Origin of the sequence: Sphingomonas aerolata (genome assembly GCF_023935825.1) — a bacterium.
GTDB classification, from domain to species: domain Bacteria; phylum Pseudomonadota; class Alphaproteobacteria; order Sphingomonadales; family Sphingomonadaceae; genus Sphingomonas; species Sphingomonas aerolata.
Window position 1 is genome coordinate 2,587,626 of sequence record NZ_CP098762.1, and the last position, 20,469, is coordinate 2,608,094.

20 protein-coding genes and 1 tRNA gene are annotated in these 20,469 nt (G+C 66.5%); 8 read left to right on the plus strand and 13 right to left on the minus strand.

What is annotated here, in order from left to right:
- Nucleotide 1 precedes the first annotated feature (1 nt).
- The 3 genes from NEF64_RS11705 to NEF64_RS11715 all read left to right on the plus strand — a co-directional run bounded on the left by NEF64_RS11705 (nucleotide 2) and on the right by NEF64_RS11715 (nucleotide 4,451).
- The gene (locus tag NEF64_RS11705) at nucleotides 2-1,918 is read left to right on the plus strand and encodes an alpha-L-fucosidase (protein WP_056408681.1); all 1,917 of its coding nucleotides are present in this window, start codon (nucleotides 2-4) and stop codon (nucleotides 1,916-1,918) included.
- A gap of 98 nt (nucleotides 1,919-2,016) precedes the next feature.
- The gene (locus NEF64_RS11710) at nucleotides 2,017-2,280 is read left to right on the plus strand and encodes a hypothetical protein (RefSeq protein WP_156360406.1); all 264 of its coding nucleotides are present in this window, start codon (nucleotides 2,017-2,019) and stop codon (nucleotides 2,278-2,280) included.
- 104 nt (nucleotides 2,281-2,384) lie between these two features.
- Nucleotides 2,385-4,451, plus strand: coding sequence for a catalase (locus NEF64_RS11715; protein ID WP_031392838.1), 2,067 nt, complete (start codon nucleotides 2,385-2,387; stop codon nucleotides 4,449-4,451).
- A gap of 125 nt (nucleotides 4,452-4,576) precedes the next feature.
- Here NEF64_RS11715 and NEF64_RS11720 read toward each other — a convergent pair whose 3' ends face one another.
- The 4 genes from NEF64_RS11720 to NEF64_RS11735 all read right to left on the minus strand — a co-directional run bounded on the left by NEF64_RS11720 (nucleotide 4,577) and on the right by NEF64_RS11735 (nucleotide 9,523).
- Nucleotides 4,577-4,828: a hypothetical protein gene (locus NEF64_RS11720; RefSeq protein WP_031392837.1), complete on the minus strand. Its 252-nt coding sequence runs from the start codon at nucleotides 4,826-4,828 to the stop codon at nucleotides 4,577-4,579.
- A 7-nt stretch (nucleotides 4,829-4,835) separates the two neighbouring features.
- Entirely contained in the window at nucleotides 4,836-5,630 is a 795-nt protein-coding gene (locus NEF64_RS11725) for a formate/nitrite transporter family protein (protein WP_252573768.1), read from the minus strand.
- On the minus strand, nucleotides 5,627-7,987 hold the full coding sequence (locus tag NEF64_RS11730; protein WP_056407712.1) for an FdhF/YdeP family oxidoreductase: 2,361 nt from the start codon (nucleotides 7,985-7,987) through the stop codon (nucleotides 5,627-5,629). Before NEF64_RS11730 ends, NEF64_RS11725 begins: the two co-directional genes overlap by 4 nt.
- 129 nt (nucleotides 7,988-8,116) lie before the next feature.
- Entirely contained in the window at nucleotides 8,117-9,523 is a 1,407-nt protein-coding gene (locus NEF64_RS11735; RefSeq protein WP_056407709.1) for an ABC1 kinase family protein, read from the minus strand.
- Between the two features lie 108 nt (nucleotides 9,524-9,631).
- On the opposite strand from NEF64_RS11735, the gene NEF64_RS11740 reads away from it, so the two are divergent.
- Together NEF64_RS11740 and NEF64_RS11745 are read left to right on the plus strand one after the other, a co-directional pair.
- Nucleotides 9,632-10,759 (plus strand): lactonase family protein, encoded by a 1,128-nt coding sequence (locus NEF64_RS11740; protein ID WP_056407708.1) that lies wholly within the window; start codon nucleotides 9,632-9,634, stop codon nucleotides 10,757-10,759.
- 58 nt (nucleotides 10,760-10,817) lie between these two features.
- Entirely contained in the window at nucleotides 10,818-12,914 is a 2,097-nt protein-coding gene (locus NEF64_RS11745) for an alpha/beta hydrolase family protein (RefSeq protein WP_056407705.1), read from the plus strand.
- Between the two features lie 110 nt (nucleotides 12,915-13,024).
- Here the strand turns inward: NEF64_RS11745 and NEF64_RS11750 are convergent, their stop codons facing one another.
- Nucleotides 13,025-13,327: a hypothetical protein gene (locus tag NEF64_RS11750; protein WP_156360405.1), complete on the minus strand. Its 303-nt coding sequence runs from the start codon at nucleotides 13,325-13,327 to the stop codon at nucleotides 13,025-13,027.
- A gap of 92 nt (nucleotides 13,328-13,419) precedes the next feature.
- Here NEF64_RS11750 and NEF64_RS11755 point away from each other — a divergent pair, with 92 nt between their 5' ends.
- A complete protein-coding gene (locus NEF64_RS11755) occupies nucleotides 13,420-14,082 on the plus strand; it encodes a Fe2+-dependent dioxygenase (RefSeq protein WP_056407701.1) in 663 nt (220 codons plus the stop codon).
- A 21-nt stretch (nucleotides 14,083-14,103) separates the two neighbouring features.
- On the opposite strand, the gene NEF64_RS11760 is transcribed toward NEF64_RS11755, so the two are convergent.
- The 3 genes from NEF64_RS11760 to NEF64_RS11770 form a co-directional block, all read right to left on the minus strand.
- Entirely contained in the window at nucleotides 14,104-14,532 is a 429-nt protein-coding gene (locus NEF64_RS11760) for a DUF1810 domain-containing protein (protein ID WP_056407699.1), read from the minus strand.
- Nucleotides 14,533-14,598: 66 nt separating this feature from the next.
- Nucleotides 14,599-14,673 (minus strand) — tRNA-Gln (locus NEF64_RS11765).
- Nucleotides 14,674-14,725: 52 nt separating this feature from the next.
- Nucleotides 14,726-15,805, minus strand: a complete 1,080-nt coding sequence (locus NEF64_RS11770) for a branched-chain amino acid aminotransferase (RefSeq protein ID WP_031395653.1) — start codon at nucleotides 15,803-15,805, stop codon at nucleotides 14,726-14,728.
- 106 nt (nucleotides 15,806-15,911) lie between these two features.
- Here NEF64_RS11770 and NEF64_RS11775 point away from each other — a divergent pair, with 106 nt between their 5' ends.
- Nucleotides 15,912-16,400, plus strand: coding sequence for a MarR family transcriptional regulator (locus NEF64_RS11775; protein ID WP_031395654.1), 489 nt, complete (start codon nucleotides 15,912-15,914; stop codon nucleotides 16,398-16,400).
- On the opposite strand, the gene NEF64_RS11780 is transcribed toward NEF64_RS11775, so the two are convergent.
- The 5 genes from NEF64_RS11780 to NEF64_RS11800 all read right to left on the minus strand — a co-directional run bounded on the left by NEF64_RS11780 (nucleotide 16,401) and on the right by NEF64_RS11800 (nucleotide 19,584).
- Nucleotides 16,401-17,216, minus strand: a complete 816-nt coding sequence (locus NEF64_RS11780) for a pyrroline-5-carboxylate reductase family protein (RefSeq protein WP_031395655.1) — start codon at nucleotides 17,214-17,216, stop codon at nucleotides 16,401-16,403. It lies immediately after the preceding gene.
- A gap of 31 nt (nucleotides 17,217-17,247) precedes the next feature.
- Nucleotides 17,248-17,754: a type III secretion system chaperone family protein gene (locus tag NEF64_RS11785; RefSeq protein ID WP_031395656.1), complete on the minus strand. Its 507-nt coding sequence runs from the start codon at nucleotides 17,752-17,754 to the stop codon at nucleotides 17,248-17,250.
- A gap of 97 nt (nucleotides 17,755-17,851) precedes the next feature.
- Nucleotides 17,852-18,106, minus strand: coding sequence for an accessory factor UbiK family protein (locus tag NEF64_RS11790; RefSeq protein WP_031395657.1), 255 nt, complete (start codon nucleotides 18,104-18,106; stop codon nucleotides 17,852-17,854).
- A gap of 38 nt (nucleotides 18,107-18,144) precedes the next feature.
- Nucleotides 18,145-18,663, minus strand: a complete 519-nt coding sequence (locus NEF64_RS11795) for a TspO/MBR family protein (RefSeq protein WP_056407697.1) — start codon at nucleotides 18,661-18,663, stop codon at nucleotides 18,145-18,147.
- Nucleotides 18,664-18,834: 171 nt separating this feature from the next.
- Nucleotides 18,835-19,584, minus strand: a complete 750-nt coding sequence (locus NEF64_RS11800; protein WP_056407695.1) for a TlyA family RNA methyltransferase — start codon at nucleotides 19,582-19,584, stop codon at nucleotides 18,835-18,837.
- Nucleotides 19,585-19,771: 187 nt separating this feature from the next.
- Between NEF64_RS11800 and NEF64_RS11805 the strand changes: the two genes are divergently transcribed.
- Nucleotides 19,772-20,443: an RBBP9/YdeN family alpha/beta hydrolase gene (locus NEF64_RS11805; protein WP_056407693.1), complete on the plus strand. Its 672-nt coding sequence runs from the start codon at nucleotides 19,772-19,774 to the stop codon at nucleotides 20,441-20,443.
- Nucleotides 20,444-20,469: the final 26 nt, after the last annotated feature.

Sequence of the window (20,469 nt, forward strand, 5' to 3'; positions counted from 1 at the left end):
GATGACCGAAGTTTCCCGCCGCCTCCTGCTCGCCTCGGGCCTGGCCGCAACCGCGACACCCGCGCTCGCCGCGAGCCGCACGCCCGCACCCCGCCCCTGGGGCGCGACGCCGTCGAAGCGCCAGCTCGCCTGGCATGCGCGCGAGCAATATGCCTTTGTCCATTTCTCGATCAACACGTTCACCGATCGCGAATGGGGCTATGGCGACGAGGATCCCAAGCTCTTTAACCCGACCGATTTCGACCCCGACCAGATCGTCGCGGCGGCCAAGGCAGGCGGCATGCGCGGCATCATCCTGACCGCCAAGCATCATGACGGCTTCTGCCTGTGGCCGACGATGCTGACCGAGCATTGCATCCGCAACAGCCCGTACAAGAACGGCACGGGCGATGTCGTCGGCGAGATGGAGCGCGCGACCAGGCGGGCCGGGCTCGATTTCGGGCTGTACCTCTCGCCCTGGGATCGCAATCACGCGGAATATGGCCGCCCGGCCTATGTCGACTATTTCCGCAAGCAGGTGGTTGAGCTCTGTACGCGCTATGGAACGCTGTTCGAATTCTGGTTCGACGGCGCCAATGGCGGCGACGGCTATTATGGCGGTGCGCGCGACACGCGGAAGATCGATGCGCCGAAATACTACAACTGGCCGTCGATCGTCGCGCTGGTCCATCAACATCAGCCGATGGCCTGCACCTTCGATCCGCTCGGCGCCGACGTGCGCTGGGTCGGCAATGAGGACGGGGTCGCGGGTGATCCCTGCTGGCCGACCATGCCGAACCATCCCTATGTCCAGAGCGAGGGCAATTCGGGCGTGCGGGGTGCGCCGCTCTGGTGGCCGGCCGAGACCGACGTCTCGATCCGCCCGGGCTGGTTCTATCACGCCGACGAGGATGCGAAGGTCAAGACGCCCGCGCGGCTGGTAAAGCTGTACGACGAGTCGGTCGGTCGCGGCACCAACCTCAACCTCAACCTGCCACCCGACCGGCGCGGCCGCCTCGCCGATATCGACGTCGCCGTGCTGAAGTCGTTCGGCACCGCGCAGGCCGCCACCTTCGCGCGCGACCTCGCTCAGGGTGCGGTCGCGACCGCCAGCCAGAGCCGCGGCCCCGGCTTCACGCCGGCAAACGTTCTCGACGGTCGCGCCGACAGCTATTGGTCGACCGCCGACGGGATCACGACTCCCAGTCTCGTGCTCGACCTTCCCCCCGGCCGAACTTTCGACCTTATCCGCCTGCGCGAATATCTCCCGCTCGGACTGCGCGTGACGCGGTTTGCGGTCGATGCCGAAGTGGACGGCCGGTGGCGTGAACTGGCGCAGCACGCCTGCATCGGCGCGCAGCGGATCATCCGCCTGCCCGCACCGGTCACGGCCCGCCGCCTGCGTCTGCGAATCCTCGAGGCCCCCGCCTGTCCCGCGATCCGCGAGATCGCGCTCTTCCGCCAGGTCGCGCCCGCCGCGGTCGCCACCGTCGTCGCATCCGACCCTAGCATCGTCGCCACGACGCGCTGGTCGATCGCCGCCGCCTCCGCCCCCGGCGCACAGGCACTGCTCGACAACGATACCGCGACGAGCTGGGCGCTGCCCGCCCCCAAACCCGGCGCCCCCGCCTCGGTGACGATCAACCTCGGCGCGACCGAGACGCTTGCCGGGTTCAGCCTGACGCCGTCGCGCGCGGTGATGGCAGACACCGCACCGCCAAAGGGCTACCGGATCGAGACGAGCACCGACGGCGCCAACTGGCAAGAGGCCGGCAAGGGCGAACTGCCCAACATCGCCTATGCGCTCGCGACTCAGCGCATTGCCTTTGCGAGCCCGGTCACCGCCCGTCTGCTCCGCCTCAGCTTTGCCGAGACCGCGGTTCCTGCCCGTCGCCTCGCAATTGCCGGGATCGGCGCGTTCCGGCCGCGCAGCGGGTGACGCAATGATACGGTCTGTCCCACGCGTGCAATAAATCGCGCGCATACCCCAGGTCGGATGCGGTGCCGCCACGGCGCCGGTTCGGCCGGGGACACGCCATGACAGCGATCGAAACCAGTACAGTGCCGATGACCACAATCGCAGGGGCCGCCATGGACGGTGCCGAGGTCGCGCCGGTGATACGATCGGCCTGGCTCGCACCAGGTTTCTACCTCGCATTCCTGTTCGGTGCGCTGTTCCTGTTCGCGATCGGCCTGCTTCTGCTCTGGCGGTCGGCGAAAAAACTCCGGCGATTCCGGGCACCTGCTGGAAACGGACTCGGTTCGGCGTGGTCCGGGCAACATCCGTCGCCCACGACCTGATCCCCTAACATGAAGCAGGCCGATTCCTTGCCGCCTGCATGGACCCGGTCTGGTGGATCGCACGTTGAGCCCCCGAACTTCGTCCTCGACAGCAAGGATCCGCAATGAGCGACATCGAACAGCGCAACCCCGGCAACGGTGGTGAGACGCATCAGCAGGCAGGCGGCGACGTCCCCGTCCTGACCACCAATCACGGCGTGCCCGTGTCCGACAACCAGAACAGCCTGAAATCCGGCGCGCGTGGTCCCACGCTGCTCGAGGATTTCGTGCTGCGCGAGAAGATCTTCCACTTCGATCACGAGCGTATCCCCGAGCGGATCGTCCACGCGCGCGGAACGGGTGCGCACGGCTATTTCGAAGCGACCGACGATATCTCCGATCTGACCAAGGCGGCGGTGTTCAAGAAGGGTACGAAGACCGAACTCTTCACGCGCTTCTCGACGGTCGCCGGCGGCGCCGGCTCGGTCGACACCCCGCGCGACGTGCGCGGCTTCGCGGTCAAGTTCTACACAACCGAGGGCAATTGGGATCTCGTTGGCAACAACATCCCGGTGTTCTTCATCCAGGACGCGATCAAGTTCCCCGACCTGATCCATTCGGTGAAGATGGAGGCCGATCGTGCCTATCCGCAGGCGGGTTCGGCGCACGACACCTTCTGGGACTGGGCGTCGCTGACCCCGGAATCGACGCACATGCAGATGTGGGCGATGTCTGACCGCACCCTGCCGCGTTCGCTGCGGATGATGGAAGGCTTCGGCGTCCACACGTTCCAGCTCGTGAACGAGGAAGGCAAGTCGAGCTTCGTCAAGTTCCACTGGAAGCCCAAGCTCGGTCTCCAGTCGACGATCTGGGACGAGACGCTCAAGCTCCAGGCCGCGGACAACGACTATCATCGTCGCGACCTGTGGGAAGCGATCGACACCGGCGACTTCCCCGAATGGGAGCTCGGCATCCAGGTGTTCGACAAAGCGTTCGCCGAGGCGCAGCCTTATGACGTGCTCGATTCGACCAAGCTGATCCCCGAGGAGGACGTTCCCGTCCGGATCATCGGCCGGATGGTGCTGGACCGCAATGTCGACAACTTCTTCGCAGAGACCGAGCAGGTCGCGTTCCTGCCGACCAACATCGTCCCCGGTATCGATTTCTCGAACGATCCGCTGCTTCAGGGCCGTTTGTTCAGCTATCTCGACACGCAGAAGTCGCGTCTCGGCACGACCAACTTCCATCAGATCCCGGTCAACGCACCGCGCAGCCCCGCTGGCAATTTCCAGCGTGACGGCATGATGCAGACCAGGGTGCCCAAGGGTCGTGCCAATTACGAGCCGAACAGCCTGTCGGTTGTCGGCGAAGACGGCGGCCCGCGCGAATCGCCGAACGGCTTCGTGACAACCACCAACCCGACCGGTGCGGACGAGCAGGGCGAGAAGCTGCGGATGCGCGCCGAACTGTTCGGTGACCATTACAGCCAGGCGCGGCTGTTCTGGGTGTCGGCGACCGACAATGAGAAGGCGCATATCGCGTCGGCGTTCACCTTCGAGCTGTCGAAGGTTGGTCTCGCGCATGTTCAGGAGCGCACCGTCGCCAATCTGCGCAACGTGAACGAGGAACTGGCGACGCGCGTTGCCGATGGTCTCGGCATCCCCCTTCCGGCGGCCAATCCGGCGTTCCGTGCGCCGGTCGACATGCCACCGAGCCCGGCACTGTCGATCCAGAAGAACATGAAGGAGACGCTCGAGGGCCGTCAGGTCGGGATCCTGATCGCCGACGGGTCGGATGGCGCGGAGATCGACGCGGTCGTCGCGGCGGTCGAGGGTGCAGGCGGCAAGCCAGTTCTGGTCGCGCCCAAGGTCGGTGGCGCGAAGCTCGCCGATGGCAGCATGAAGAAGGCACAGGGCCAGCTTGCGGGCAGCCCGTCGCAGATCTTCGACGCGGTGGCGGTCGTCCTGTCGGCCGACGGGTGCAAGATGCTCCTGAAGGAAGGCGCGGCGGTCCAGTGGGTCATGGATGCGTTCGGTCATCTGAAGGCGATCGGCGCCAGCGATGCGGCCAAGCCGCTTCTCGACAAGGCCGGCGTAGAGCCCGATGCGGGTGTGGTGGCGCTGGCCGACATCGCGACCGCGGGTGCGAAGCGCTATTGGGATCGTGAACCCGGCGTCCGCACGCTCGCCTGATCGGTGGTAGAATGAGACCACGCCGTTCGCGCGTGGTTTCATTCGTCCAACAGAAGAACGGCCGCCCCGCACATCTTGTGCGGGGCGGCCGTTTCGCGTCTGGCCCAGCTGTACGCGTGGACGGTCTAGGAGCGAACGAGTTCGGCGATCTCGAACGCGTGCGATCGCCAACCGCGCTGGATCGACGCCTCCTCGGCCGCGACGCGCTTCTTTTTCGCCTCAGCCAATGACTTGCTGTGCCCCCAGAACACTTCGGTCTTGCCGTTGGCGAGCACCGCGACGATCCTCCAGTAATGCGTGAACGCCGTCGCCGTGGGCCCGATCGTCTTCACATAGCCATCGGGCAGCGTCGCGGTGAGATAATGCTTCCGGGCCAAGTGCGCGTCAGTCCGCCGCTGGCGCGGTTGCGGCGTCCGTCCGGGCCGCGAGCATGTACCCGAAGACGACGAAGACCAGCCCGCCGACGGTGTTTCCCGCAGTCACAACGACGAGATTATGCACCGTGCCCGCCAGATCGATAACCGGATGCGGAGCCATAAGGCCGAGCGTGAGTGCGGTCATGTTGGCGACCGAATGTTCGAAACCGGCGGCGACGAACGCCAGCAGGATCCAGGCCATCGCAATGCACTTGGCCGCATCGCCCTTCATCCGCGCCGCCGTCCAGATCGCGAGACAGACGAGCCAGTTGCACAGGATCGCCCGCGCGAACAACGCGATCCCGTCCGCCTCGACCTTGTGCTGGACATAGGCGTTGAACATCGTGTCGGCATTGGCGAACACGGCCCCGCCCCCGCCGATCGCGAAGATCACCGATAACAGGACGCCACCGACCAGGTTGCCGAGCCAGACAACGGCCGCCAGCGTGATCGCCTCACCATAGCCGATGGTCCGCTTCGCCAGGCCGAAGCCGAGATACATGACATAGCCGGTGAACAGCTCGGCGCCGGCGAATACCGTCAGGATCAGGCCGATGCCGAACGTCGCGCCCATCACCAGCGGCCGGACGCCGGCAGGAAGCCCCGCCGCCGCGCTGATCGCCAGGATCATCGCGATTCCGATATAGGTTCCCGCCAGGATCGCGCCCGCAAAGAAGCCCACCGGTGAGCGACGCCACGCCGCGGCCTTGGCCGCCGCGAGCGTCGCATAGGTGTCGATCGTCGGCGCGTATCCCGCGCTCATGCCATCGCGGCCTGGCTCTGACCGACGACCCCCGCGCGCGCCACGCCGCGCTCCGCACCGACGTCCCCGCCGGCCCGCCGCACCGTGACCGGCACCGACTTGTAGGACGGCGTGAAGCTCTGCGGATCATGATCCTCGAGCGCGATCAGCGGCTGCGTCTCGGGATAATAGGACGCGATGCACCCGTCCGGCAGCGCATAGCGGACCAGGGTCAGCTTCTGCACGACGCGGTCGGGATGCGCATATTGCAACGCGGTGGCGACATCGACGACATCGCCCTCCGCATAGCCAAGCCGCGCCATGTCCCGCTCGTTCATGAACAGGATGTCGCGACGACCAAAGACACCGCGATACCGGTCGTCGAGGCTGTAGACAGTCGTGTTATACTGATCATGCGCCCGCAATGTCGTCAGACGAAGCACGTCTGGCGCGTTTGCGGTTTCGTCTTCCTCGATCCCCTCGGCGACGATAAAGTTCGCCTTGCCGCTGCTCGTCTTCCAGATCCGCATCGCGGCGGAATTGGGCAGATGGAACCCGCCGGGCTTGCGGATGCGCGCGTTGTAATCGGCGAAATCGGGAAACACCGCCTCGATCTTGTCGCGGATCAGGTCGTAATTGCCGACAAAGGCATCCCAGTCGATATCGCCCTTGCCCTTGAGCGTCGCCTTGGCGATCTCGCCGACGATCCAGATCTCCGACTTCACATTCTCGCCCGGCGGCATCAGGAAGCCGCGCGAGGCGTGGACCATCGACATCGAATCCTCAACCGTGACCGACTGCGGGCCACCGGCCTGCGTGTCGAGCTCGGTCCGCCCCAGGCATGGCAGGATATAGGTGTCCTTCGCCATCAACAGCATCGTGCGGTTGAGCTTGGTGGTGATGTGCACCGCCAGATCGAGATTGCGGAACCCTTCGGCGCACGCCTGCGGATCGGACGACGCGATGGCGAGGTTGCCGCCCAGGCAGACGATCGCCTTGGCCTTGCCGTCGCGCATCGCCGCGATGCTCTCGACGACCGAATGACCATGCTCGCGCGGCGGCTCGAAGTTGAAGACCTTCTTCATCTGATCGAGCAACAGCGGCATCGGGCGTTCGGTGATGCCGACCGTCCGGTCGCCCTGCACGTTGCTATGCCCGCGCAGAGGACAGATCCCGGCGCCGGGGCGGCCCATATTGCCGCGCAGCAGCAACAGGTTCGCAAGCTGCTGGACGTTGCTGGTACCCGTGCGGTGCTGGGTGATCCCCATGCCGTAACAGGCGATCGTTGCCTTGGACGACGCATAGATCCGCGCAACGTCCTCGAGATCCGCCCGGCGCAGGCCGCTGGCCTGTTCGATGTCGGCCCAGTCGGTCCGCGCGAGATCGGCGATATAGGGATCGAGCCCGTCGGTATGTTCGGCGATGAACGCATGGTCGAGCGCGGGTTCGCCGCCGCTCGCGCGCGCCGCCCCGTCGAGCGCGACGAGTGCCTTGGCGATACCCTTCAACGCTGCGGCGTCACCGCCGACCTTCACCTGCAGATAGGAGCTGGCGATCTGGGTCGCCGACATCGTCGCCATCTCGACCACCGACTGCGGCGATTCGAAGCGTTCGAGCGAGCGTTCCTTCAGCGGATTGAACACGATGATCTTGCCACCGCGGCGCGACACCTCGCGCAGCGTCGCCATCATCCGCGGGTGGTTGGTCCCCGGATTATGGCCGATCGACAGGATCAGGTCGGCATGATCGAAATCCTCGAGACTGACCGTACCCTTGCCGATCCCGATCGACTTGGGGAGGCCGACCGACGTCGCCTCGTGGCACATGTTCGAACAGTCGGGGAAGTTGTTGGTCCCGTACAGCCGCACGAATAGCTGATAGAGGAACGCCGCCTCGTTCGAGCAGCGGCCCGAGGTATAGAATTCGGCCTGGTTCGGATCCGGCACCGCGGCAAGACCCGCACCGATCGCCGACATCGCCTCCGCCCAGGTCACGACCTCATAATGGTCGGTCGCGGCGTTGTAGCGCAGCGGTTCGGTGACTCGACCCTGATCCTCGATCCAGTGATCGCTCTGCTTCCAGATCTCGGCGACACTGTGCTTGGCGAAGAAGTCGGCGCCGATCAGCTTCGCCGTGGATTCCCATGCCACCGCCTTGGCGCCATTTTCGCAGAATTCGAACGACGAGGTATGCTTGGGGTCGGGCCAGGCGCAGCTCGGACAGTCGAACCCGTCGGGCTGGTTGGACTTCAGCAGCGTCTGCCCGCCCCGCACGACGATCTGCTGGGCCTTCAGCGACGTGGCAACCGCCTTGAGCGCACCCCAGCCACCGGCCGGGCCCGTATAGTCGACGATCCCGTCGGGACGCTTGTTACGCATACTCAAATCTCCAAATCGGGCGTGTCACCGCGGAAAAGGCCCGGGTCCATGCAGCCTTAACGTTTGGAGTCGCGATACCGCGCCGCAGCATAAGCGGCAAAACAGGAAAATCGCAGCCAGTGATCGCCTTTATAGGTCAGTACGGCTTTCATTCGACGGACAATAAGGTTCGACCATCGCCCGCACGTCCACGCGCGCCTTCAGCCGTGCGGCGAGCAGCGCGGTACCGCTGATCTTGCGTTGCACGAATAGCATGTCGGCCGACGGGATATGCCAGGTCGACCGGTCGCGGGCGATCGCCGCGCCCTCGTCCCGCAGCACAGAGACGAAGCTGCGATCGCCGAAGTCGAACGGCCCCGTCCGGTTCATCTCCGCCAGGATCACGTCGATTATGCGGTCGATCTGCGGCCGATGCCCCACGACCGCGGCCTCGCCCAGAAAGCCCGCCTGAACGGCGGCTTCGCGGACCGCGTCGCGCTGTCCGGCGAGCCCCGCGGCCAGCAGCCGGCGATACCCGTCCGCTACGTCCTGCGGCACCGCGCGCGCGGCCCCGAAGTCGAGCAGGACGATCCGCCCCGTCTCGGCCTGCCAGCGATAATTCGCGAAATTGGGATCGGTCTGCATCAGCCGCCAGTCGAGCAGTTCGTGCAGCGTGAGCCTTATCAACCGCTCCATGGCCGTATCGCGTACGTCCTGGGGTGCGGTCTCGAGACTCTCGATCGGCGTACAGTCGATATACTCCATCGCCAGCACGCGCGGCGTCGACAATGTCGGCTCGAGTTGCGGGACGACCAGCCCCGCATCATCGCCCACCAGCGCGCGATAGCGTTCCAGCATCTCGCCCTCGCGGACATAATCTGCCTCGTCGTGCAATTGCTGTTTCGCATCACCGAGCAGCCGTGTGATGTCGAGTTCCTTGGGCAGCAGCCCCGACACGCGCAGCAGCGTCGCGACATTGTCGACATCCGCGTCGATGCTGTCCTTCACGCCCGGATATTGCACCTTGATCGCCAGCACGCGTCCGTCGGGGAGCCGTGCCCGGTGCACCTGACCGATCGATGCGGCCGCGACCGGATGCGCCTGGAAATGCGCGAAGCGGCGGCGCCAGTCCTTCCCCCATTCGGCCGTGAGCACCCGGTCGAGCTGCGCGGGCGGCATGTGATACGCATCGTTGCGCAGCCTGGCGAGGATCGTCGCCAATTCGGGCGGCAGCATGTCGCCCGCGTCCATCGACACCATCTGGCCGAGCTTCATCGCCGCACCGCGCAGATGCGAAAGCTGGTCCGCGACGCGCACCGCGTTGGCGGGGGTCAGCAGCAGGTCCGACATGCGCGGACGCTCGCCGCTCGCGAGCCGCCGGGCCCCCTCGGCGACGACCCCGCCCGCGACGCCGCCGGCCAGCCGCCCGAACACGCCGAGCCGCGACAGCCGGCCCCGCGGGATCGACCGCCCGCCACGCGATTGCGATCCCGCGTCCGAGACAGCCTCGTTATCAGCGTGTGGATTTCGTTCAGCGCCCAGCTCCGTACCGGGCATGACAGGATCTTCGCTCGTTGGTCTATCCTCGGTCTGGAGAGCCCCTTGCACGAGACCGCTGCTTAGATGGTAAGCTGGGGTGGAGGATCAACCATCGGACCGCCATCCATGACGCCACCTGTTTTCAATACCATCACCCGCCGATCATTGCTCTGCGGCATGGCGACCGCGACGCTCGCCACCGGTCTGCGCGCCGCGCCGCCATCGCCGCGCGACGCCCGCGTGCTGGTCGGCACCTATGCGCGCGAGGGCGGCAAGGGCCTGTACACGCTGTCGCATGACCGCGCGCGCAATCGCTGGCAGGTCGAGCCGCCGGTCGCCGGGATCGACGACGCGTCGTTCGCGGTGCGGGCACCCCGCAGCGGGCTATGGTACGTGCTGCGCGAGCAGGCGAAAGGGTCGGTCACCGGCTTTGCGCCCGGCTGGAAAGCCCGCGGCACGATGCCGTCGGGTGGTGCCGATCCCTGCCATGCCGCGTTCGACGACGCGTCCGGCTGCCTCGCCATCGCCAATTATTCGAGCGGCAGCGTCGGCTTCTACCGCATCGATCCCGCGACCGGTGCGCCGGGCGAACCGACGATCTTCCGCCATGAGGGGACCGGTCCAGACAAGAGCCGTCAGGAGGGGCCGCATGCGCACTGGGTCGGGTTCAGCCCCGATCGGCACTGGCTGCATTCGGTCGACCTCGGCGCCGACACGATCTTCGCCTATCGGTTCGATCCGGGAGCGCGCAGCCTTTCCGCGCCGGTCCCGGCCTGGCGCGCGCCGCCGGGAACGGGACCGCGCCACCTCGTCTGGCATCCGCGCCTGCCACGCGCCTATGTCGTCGCCGAGCTCGCCAACACCGTGACCATGCTCGATGCACAGCCGGACGGGCGTTTCACCACCCGCACGCAGGTATCCACCCTGCCCGATGGCCATGTCGGGTCGTCCCAGGCCGCGCACATCGCGATCGATCGCGCCGGCCGGCACCTCTACGTCTCGAACCGCGGCGCTGACAGTATCGCGGTGTTCGCACTCGATCGCGACGGAGTGCCGACCCTCGTCCAGCATATCGCCGCCGGCGGACACTGGCCACGCATCTTCCTCCTGCTCGAGGATCAGCGGCAGATGCTTGTCGCGAACGAGCGGTCGGGCACGATCGCGGTCATGGCGCTCGGCAAGGACGGCCGTCTCGCGCCGACCGATCAGACCCTGCGCGTCCCCGGGGCGGTGTTCCTCGCGCCGACCGGCTGACGATCACCCGACCGGCAACGCCCCCGCCCCTGTCCTTGCACGGGCCGGAGGATCGGGCATGATCGCACCTCGATCATCGTCAAAGGAGCCGTTCTTGCGCCTCACCCTCGTCCTCGCCCTGTTGTCGGCCGCCCCCGCCGTCGCGCAGCAGCAGCCGATCGCCGCGCCCGCCGACGCACCGACGCGAAGCTTCACGGGCGTTGACCTGTTCGGCCTGTCGATCGCGGCCGATCCGCAGATCAGCCCGGACGGGCGGACGATCGTCTATGTTCGCCGCACCGCCGACGTCATGACCGACCGCGTCCAGTCGTCGCTGTGGCTGATCGACGTCGCGACCGGTCGCCAGTCGCCGTTCGCTGCGCAAGGGTCCGACCCGCGCTGGTCCCCCGACGGCACGCGTGTCGCCTATGCCGCGCGCGACGGCGAGCAGTCGCAACTGTTCGTCCGCTGGATCGCGACCGGCACGAGCGCGCGGGTGACGGGCTTTCCCGGCGAGCCGCAGGCGCTCGCCTGGTCGCCCGACGGCACCCGGCTCGCCTATGTCGCGACCGTCGCGGGCGAAGCGACGACGCTCGGCAAGCCACCGCCCAAACCCGAGGGCGCAAAATGGGCCGAGCCGCTGGCGGTGATCGACCGCGTCAATTATCGCAACGACGGCCCCGGCTATGTAAAGCCCGGCCGCGATCATCTGTTCGTCGTCGCGGCCGACGGCGGCGCGCCGCAACAGCTGACTTTCGGCGCGTTCGATGACGGCGGCCCCCTGTCATGGACGCCCGACGGCCGCGGGATCGTGTTCGCCGCGATCCGTGGGCCCGATGCCGAGCGGCAGGTGATGAATTCAGACCTCATCGCGGTCGACACGACGAGCGGCGCGATGCGGACGCTGACGACCCGCGACGGCCCCGATGCGCAACCGAGGATTTCCCCCGACGGCACGCGGATCGCGTGGCTCGGCTTCGACGACAAGCGGCGCAGCTACGAAAATACCCAACTCTACCTCGGCGACCGCAACGCCGGCAGCCCGCGCTCGCTGACGGCCGCGCTCGATCGCGGGATCGAGGATGCGGTGTGGGCCGCCGACGGGCGCAGCCTTTACGCAAGCTATGACGATCACGGGCAGCGCCAAATCGCGCGCATCGGCCTCGACGGCAGGACGACGCCGCTGGTCGACAACGTCACGGGTGGCGGGCTCGACCGGCCTTATACCGGGGGCGAGTTCTCCGTCGCGAGAGGCGGGACGATCGCCTATACCGGCGGCGACGGCAGCGCTCCCGCCGATGTCTGGGTGTCGAGCGGCGGCAAGTCCCGGCGGCTGACGCAGCTCAACGCGGTGATGACCGGCGCAAAGACGCTCGCGCCGATCCGCAAGATCGCGGTGACCGCGCCCGATGGCCGCGCGATCGACGCCTGGCTCGCAACGCCCGCCAATCGCACGCCCGGCCAGCGCGTGCCGCTGATCCTGGAAATCCATGGTGGGCCGAACAGCGCCTATGGCCCGGGGTTCGCCACCGACATGCAGCTCTATGCCGCGGCAGGCTATGCGGTGCTGTGGACCAATCCGCGCGGCTCGACCTCCTACGGCGAGGAGTTCGCCAACCTGATCGACAAGAAATACCCGTCCGACGATTATGGCGACCTGATCGCCGCGGTCGACGCGGCGATCGCGGATGGGACCGCGGATCCCGACAATCTGTTCGTCACCGGCGGATCGGGCGGCGGCGTGTTGACCGCCTGGATCGTCGGCAAGACCGACCGGTTCAAGGCCGCGGCGACGCAGAAGCCGGTGATCAACTGGGCGAGCGAGGCGCTGACGATGGACAATACGCTGTTCACGTCGCGCTACTGGTTCAGCAAGCTGCCATGGGAGGATCCGATGAGCTACTGGAACCGCTCGCCGCTCAGTCTCGTCGGCAACGTCAAGACGCCGACCCTGGTCGTGGTGGGCAGCGACGATTACCGCACGCCGGTTTCGGAATCCGAGCAATATTACGCCGCGTTGCAGATTCGCGGCGTACCGACCGCGCTCGTCAAGGTGCCGGGTGCGAGCCATGGCGGCTTCACCGCACGGCCGTCGCAATCCGCGGCAAAGGCCTCGGCGATCATCGCCTGGTTCGATCGCTATCGCGCCAAGCCGAGCGGATCACGCACCGACTGACCGTCCGTTCGTCACCGCCGGGGCGATGCCCATGGTGCCGTCTCGTTACTGCCGCACGGATCATGCCGGTCCGTGCGGCAGTGCTGGTTACGCCAATCGGCGTAGGCGGCTCATCGTTCGCCCTCGCCACCCTCGTTTTCGCCACCCTCGCCGCGCTCGTTCTCACCACCCTCATATTCGCCTTCGCCGCGCTGGCCACGCTGCTGCTGCACCGCGCGCGCGCGCCGCGGCGATGTCACCGCATGCCGAGCCTTGCCCGACCGAACGACCCGCCGTCCTTCACCTTCACCCTCGCCTTCACCGACCTGCTGAGCCGGCTGCGGCATTGGCTTGGCGGCCGCGTCGCCGATGACGGCTTGGCCCGATTGCGCGATCACAAAGGCGCCGACGCCCATCCACAATTTCGTACGCATACTATCTCCTTGGTTCCGACGCATTGGCCGGGAAGGCACTGAACTGTTAGGGGCACGTCACCCGGCTCCATGCCGGATATGCGAGATTTCCCATGATGATCATGATTGCCAACGTCTTGGATGCCGACAATCTCCAGTGGCTGCGAGATAATATGCGCAAGACCCGCTACGTCGACGGCCGACGGACCGCGGGGCGCGAGGCGCGCCCGGTCAAACGCAACGAACAGGTCGACCGCAGCGACCCGTTGCTCGCCGAGATGCAGGACCTCGTCGTCGACCGGTTGCTCGACAATGCCCTGTTCCGCATGGCGACGCGGCCGCATGTCGTCCGCCCGCCGCTCTTCAGCCGCTATGATGCGGGCATGGCCTATGGCAGCCATGTCGACGATGCGATCATGGGCGGGATGCGGACCGATGTGTCGGTGACGGTCTTCCTCAGCGAGCCTGAGGATTATGACGGCGGCGAACTGGTGATCGAGTCCGCCGCCGGCGAACAGGACGTCAAGCTGCCCGCGGGCTCGGCGGTCTGCTATCCGACGACCTCGCTGCACCGCGTGGCGCCGGTGGTGTCGGGCGAGCGGCTTGCCGCGGTGACCTGGGTCCGGAGCCTTGTTCGGGACGCGGATGCGCGGGAACTGCTGTTCGATCTTGAAACCGCCCGCCACGCGCTGTTCGAGCGGCTGGGCAAGACGACCGAACTGGACCTGCTCGCCAAGACGCAATCCAACCTCCTCCGGCGCTGGGCCGAGGACTGATCGACACGACGCGGATCGTCGTCAGCTCAATCTGTCGATGAGGCCGAGCGTGGCCGCGTCACTCGTCCCGGCAAACCAGCGATCGAGCGCGGCACCGAACAGCGGATCGGCCCCCGCCTCGCGAAACAGAGTCAGCGACGATCGCAGCTTCATCGCATCGACCTCACCGAAAACGGCCCGGGCGGTCGTCCCCGTCAGCCCGTCGAGCGCTTCCACGCATTGCCGCAGACGCGCCCCGAGCACCGGATGCGCGAGATAGGCCCGCGCTTCCTCGAGTGACACGATCGCATAATGCTGCGCCATCGGGCTTCGTCCGAGCCCGGCAATCTGCGGGAAGATGAACCACATCCAGTGACCACGCTTGGCGCCGCCGCGTATCTCGGCAAGCGCGGACTCGTAGACTGCCGCCTGCGCAGTGACGAACCGTTCAAGATCATAAGGATGGGTCATCACCGCCTGCTTTCACTCAATCCTCGGCTCCCCATATATGGCAGAACCGATAGACGCAGGAAGGATTGGCTGGGGCGGCAGGGTTCGAACCTGCGCATGGCGGCATCAAAAGCCGCTGCCTTACCACTTGGCGACGCCCCAGCAGAGGCGGCCTTATAGCGGCGCGCCCCGACGAGAAAAGCCCTATCGCGTCTTAATCGAGTCGATGGACCCACCCATTGGCATCCGGCGCCAGACCGCGCTGGATCGCGACGAGCGAATCGCGGATCCGCAGCGTCATCGCGCCCGGCTCGCCGCCGCCGATCGTGAAGCGGCCCTCGGGCGACGCGACGGTCCCGATCGGGGTCACGACCGCAGCGGTGCCGCAGGCGAACGCCTCGACAAGCTTGCCGCTCGCCGCGTCGGCGCGCCACTGATCGATCGCATAGGGCTCCTCGCGCACGGTGATCCCCTGCGCCCGCGCGAGCGTCAGGATCGAATCGCGGGTGATGCCGGGTAGGATCGTGCCCGTGAGCGCGGGAGTCGACAGGCTGCCGTCCGCAAACACGAAGAAGACGTTCATGCCGCCGAGTTCCTCGACCCAGCGGCGCTCGACCGCATCGAGGAAGACGACCTGGTCACATCCCTGGCTGATCGCTTCCTTCTGCGCGAGCAGGCTGGCGGCATAATTGCCGCCGCACTTCGCCGCGCCCGTGCCGCCCTGTGCCGCTCGCGTATAATGCTGGCTGACCCAGATCGAGACCGCGGAGGCACCGCCCTTGAAATAGGCACCGACCGACGAGGCGAGCACCATGTAGAGATATTCGGCGCTCGGCTTGACCCCCAAGAACACCTCGCTCGCGAACATGAACGGCCGCAGATACAGCGCGCCGCCGTCGCTGTCGGGAATCCAGTCCTGATCCGTCCGGACCAGCCGCTCGACCGATTCGAGGAACAGCGATTCGGGAAGCTCGGGCATCGCCATCCGGCGTGCCGAATCCTGGAAACGCCGCGCATTGGCTTCGGGCCGGAAGAGCGCGGTGCCGCCATCGGCGAGTCGATAGGCCTTCATCCCCTCGAAGATTTCCTGCGCATAGTGCAGAACCGAGGACGCGGGATCCATCATGATCGGCGCGCGCGTCGTGATCCTGGCATCATGCCAGCCCTTCGCGTCACTGAAGCGGATCATCGCCATATGGTCGGTGAAGACCCGGCCGAAGCCGGGATCGATCAGGCGCTGCGCACGCTCGTTCGCAGCGACCGGATCGCCACACGGTTCGAACGAAAATGTCATGCTCGCGTCTGGGGACGATGAGGCCTGCGACAACGGAGGATGCATTGAATTTTTCTCTCTTTCCACGGCTTGCCGTCGACTAGGACCGAAGACTAAACCGGTCAACATGGCTGCCTCAGCATCACCCGCTTCACCCCTGTTTCTTCGCGAACCCGAACTGCGTCGCGGCATGGAACTCCTGTACTTCGGTCAGAGCCATCTGGTCCGGTCGATCGATGCGGGGCTCGCGGAGCAGGGGCTGGGGCGCGCGCACCACCGCGCCCTGTATTTCATCGCCCGCAAACCGGACATGACGGTCAGCGAGCTGCTGTCGCTGCTGGCGATCACCAAGCAGTCGCTCGGCCGCGTGCTGAACGAACTCAGCGATCGCGGCTTTATCGAGGTTCGTCCCGGCGATCGTGACCGGCGTCAGCGGCTGCTGCGCTTGACGCCGGTCGGCAGCAAGATGGAGAGCGACCTGTTCGAAGCCGCGCGACAGAAGATGTCCGCAGCCTATAATCACGCCGGCCACGGCGCGGTTGCGGGCTATTGGGCGGTGCTCGAAGGCCTGATTCCGGAAGAGGAACGCGAGCAGGTGATAAAGCTGCGCGGCTGACTAAAGCGGCGCGAGGTCGCCGCGGGCGTTTGCCGCCATCTCCGCATTCCGCCGTGCCGAGGCCGCCAGCGTGCGGGACATCAGGGAGACCAGTGCATCGCCGTCGTCGAGCACGTTCAGCCCTTCCCGCGTCGACCCACCAGGGCTCGCGACCCGGTCCGCCAGCACCGCCGGCGAAACGTCCGCAGCACCGGCCATCCGCGCAGATCCGTCGAGCGTCGCGATCGCGAGCCGAGCCGCCTGATCCGCCGGCAGGCCGAGCGCCTGCCCCGCCTTGGTAAGCGCGTCGGCAAAGCGGAACACGAAACCCGGCCCGCATCCCGCCAACGCGGTGACCGCATCGAACTGCGCCTCTGCGGCGATCCACTCGACCAGACCGAGCGGGGTCATCAACGCCTCTGCGGTCGCACGCGCCGCGCCGTCATCCGTCGCGCCGTGCAGCGCAACCACGCCGCGGCCTATCGCAACCGGCAGGTTGGGCATCGCTCGAACCACCGCCTGCGCCTGGGACAGACGGTCGAGTGCGGCGATCTCGACCCCTGCAAGGATCGAAATCAGCAGTTTTGGCGCATAGCGCGCGAACACGGGCGTCTTCAGCGCGCCAAGCTGCTGCGGCTTCAGCGCGAGCATGACGGTTTCAGCGGAAAAGTCGTCGGGGTCGGGCACCGCGGCGACGACGTGCACACCGGGTGGCATCACGCGCATACTGGGGCTGACGACGGTCACGCTGTCGGGTGAAAGGCCGTCGGCAAGCCAGCGGGCCAGCATCGCCCCGCCCATATTGCCACAGCCGATCATCAGGATCCGCCCGGTCATCGGCACGCCGCGCCCAAGAAAACGGGCGCGATCACGCCTCGCCCTGGGTTTCGATCAACGCCGAGGCAAGCGCATCCGCCGGCGTCTTCCCGCCCCACAGGACGAACTGGAACACCGGATAAAAGCGCTCGCACTCCTCGATCGCCGATTCGACGAGCAGTTCGGCGGCCGACAGCGACATCGTGCCATCCTCGCCGCCATCGACCATCGCCGCGTGGCGGAACAGCAGGATTCCGCTCGTCGACCAGAGTTCGAAATGGCCGATCCAGAGCTGCTCGTTGGCGAGCCCGATCGTCTCGTAGACCGCCTGACGCCGTTCGTCGGGCACCTTGATGTCCGGAAACGCCAGGAACTGCAGCACACTGTCGTCCTCGCGCCACAAGGCGCGCAGCTCGTAGGTCGTCCAGCTGCCCTTTACGGTCGCGACGATCTCGTCATCGTGACGTTCATGTTCCCATCCATGCGCAGCATAATAGGCTTCGAGCATGTCGATGGGAGCAGCGTCGTCTTGGTCATGGTCGGCGTGGTCGAGCATCATTACGTCCTGGCACTCCCTGTCACGCGACAAAGGGTGCCGGGGCAAAAATGCTCCGACAACCCCGTTCGATCCGAATGCCCAGAAATCTGTGGAAAAGTCAGACGCCGACCTGCATTTTTGCTTCGAGAGCGTCGAGCCGGGCCTTCAGCGCGTCATTTTCGTCGCGCGCCGCAGCCGCCATCGACTTGACCGCATCGAACTCCTCACGGCTCACGAAATCGAGGCCGCCGAGCCATTCACGGGCACGCTCGCGAACCCCAGACTGCGCTTCGCGACCGACACCGGCGAAGGTTCCAGCGGCGCCGTTGAGGACCTTCACGAAATCGTCGAACATCCGGTTTTCGGACTGCATTGTCATCATCCTGCTAGTAACTTGCGCCACGCGCCCCGTCACAACATCTGGGAGGTACGCGTCGTCGGCACAAGGGTTTCGGCATCGGGGTTGAGCCGGCCTATACCGTATGTGAGCATTCCCGCAAAGCTGATCCACACCATATAGGGCACCATCAGCCACGCCGCCCCGCGCCGGATGCGCGCGAACAGGAATGTCGCCGCGATCGAGAGCAGCAGCATCGCGACGATGACAAGCACCGACGCACCGATTCGGTGCGCGCCGAAGAACAGCGGGGTCCAGGCAAGATTCAACACGAACTGCGCGGCAAACAAGGCGATCGCCCGCCCCCGCCCCCGCGCGCCGCGCGCATTGAGGATCATTGCGAGAGCCAGGCCGAGCAGCACGTAGAGCGTCGACCAGGCGACCGGAAACACCCAGCCTGGCGGAGTGAGCGCGGGCTTCACCAGGGCGGTGTACCAGGCACTTTCGCTCCCCACCGGGACCGCGCGCCCGGCCAGAAAGCCCAGCAGGACGATCAACGGAACGGTCACGATCGCCCAGCGCAGGAACGACATCCTCAGCTGGCCCTTCGAAGCGATGCCTCCCACATACGTCCTTTCAAGACTGATCGGCTTAGTCCTGCCGCGGGAACGCCCTGCCGTAAACCGCAACATGCATGGACCGATCGGGAAGTGTGTCATTCTGCGATGGCCGATCCGGGGCCAGCGCGGGTAGCATCCGGGTCCTCAGCCGCGTGGCGCGGCGACCGCATGCGCGGCGATCAGGAACTCGATATTGCCCTCGGGACCGGTGATCGGGCTCTCGACGACGCCCTCGACCTGCCAGCCCTGTGCCTCGAACCAGGCCGCGACCTCGCCGCAGACGCGCGCATGGACGGCCGGATCGCGGATCACGCCGCCCTTTCCGACCTCTTCGCGGCCTGCCTCGAACTGCGGCTTGACGAGCGCGAGCAGCCGCGCTCCGGGACGTGCGAACCCGATTGGGCGCTCGAGCACCTTGGCCAGCCCGATAAAGCTCGCATCGCAGACGATCAGGTCGACCGGCTCGGGGATATGCGCGTCGGTCAGGATGCGCGCGCTGGTCTGTTCGTGGACGATCACGCGCGGGTCCTGGCGGAGTTTCCACGCAAGCTGGTTGGTCCCGCTGTCGACGGCATAGACGCGGGCGACCCCGTTGCTGAGCAGCACGTCGGTAAACCCGCCGGTCGACGAGCCGACGTCGATCGCCACCGCATCCGTGACCGTCCAGCCGAAATGTGCGAGCCCGTGCGCGAGCTTGATCCCGCCGCGCGACACCCAGGGGTGATCGCGGCCGCGCACGTCGAGGACGACGTCTTCTGCGAGCGTCTGCCCCGGTTTGTCGACCTTGCGCGTGCCGGCAAAGACCAGCCCCGCCATGATCAGCGCCTGCGCGCGCGTCCGCGACTCGACCAGTCCCCTGTCGACCAGCATCTGGTCCGCGCGTTGCTTTGCCATACGCCCAGCCTATCGCCCCGGCGTCCGATCATCGCAAGCTGCCTTCCTTTTGCCGCAATGTCTATTGCCCACTGAACTGGTAGGATTATCTTGTGGACAGGGATCGTGATCGGTCGACGTCCCCTAGAGCGTTGATCGATCACGATCCCACCCCCGGGCTCCGGGGGTCTGGAGAAGGAGAGGCGTCGTGGGTTCTTTTGCACCATATGATAGCGTTCAACCGACCATCCTGACGGTCCCCGGGCTCGGCGGATCCGGCCCATCACACTGGCAGACCCTGTGGGAAGATGCCCGGCCGGACACCGTCCGTGTCGAACTGGGGATGTGGAACACGCCGCATCGCAACGCCTGGGTCACGCGGCTCGACGAGGCGATCCGGCGCGCGCAGGCGCCCGTCATCCTTGCCGCCCACAGCCTGGGGTGCCTTGCTGTCGCGTGGTGGGCCGAACTCAGTCCGCAACCCTATGGATGGCCCGTCGCGGGGGCATTGCTCGTCGCGCCCGCCGATGTCGACCGCGGCGGCGCCCAGGCCGAGCTCAAGGGCTTTTCACCGACCCCGCGCGGCGCCCTGCCCTTCCCCTCGATCGTCGTCGCGAGCAGCGACGATCCCTGGGTCACGCCCGACCGCGCGCACAGCATGGCCGCCGACTGGGGCAGTCATTTTGTCGATGCCGGCCCGCGAGGGCATCTCAACGCGGCGAGCGGTATCGGCTGGTGGCGCGAAGGACAGGATCTGCTCGAGCGGGTGATCGTCGCGAGTGGCGACGGTCACGGCCAAACTCTGCCGGCCAGCCAGGCGCGATCGATCCTCGCCGTCAGCGCAACAGACGCGGCCCACTCCCACTATCTGGGCAGATAGGCAGGGCGCGCGTCCGGCAGTCGTTC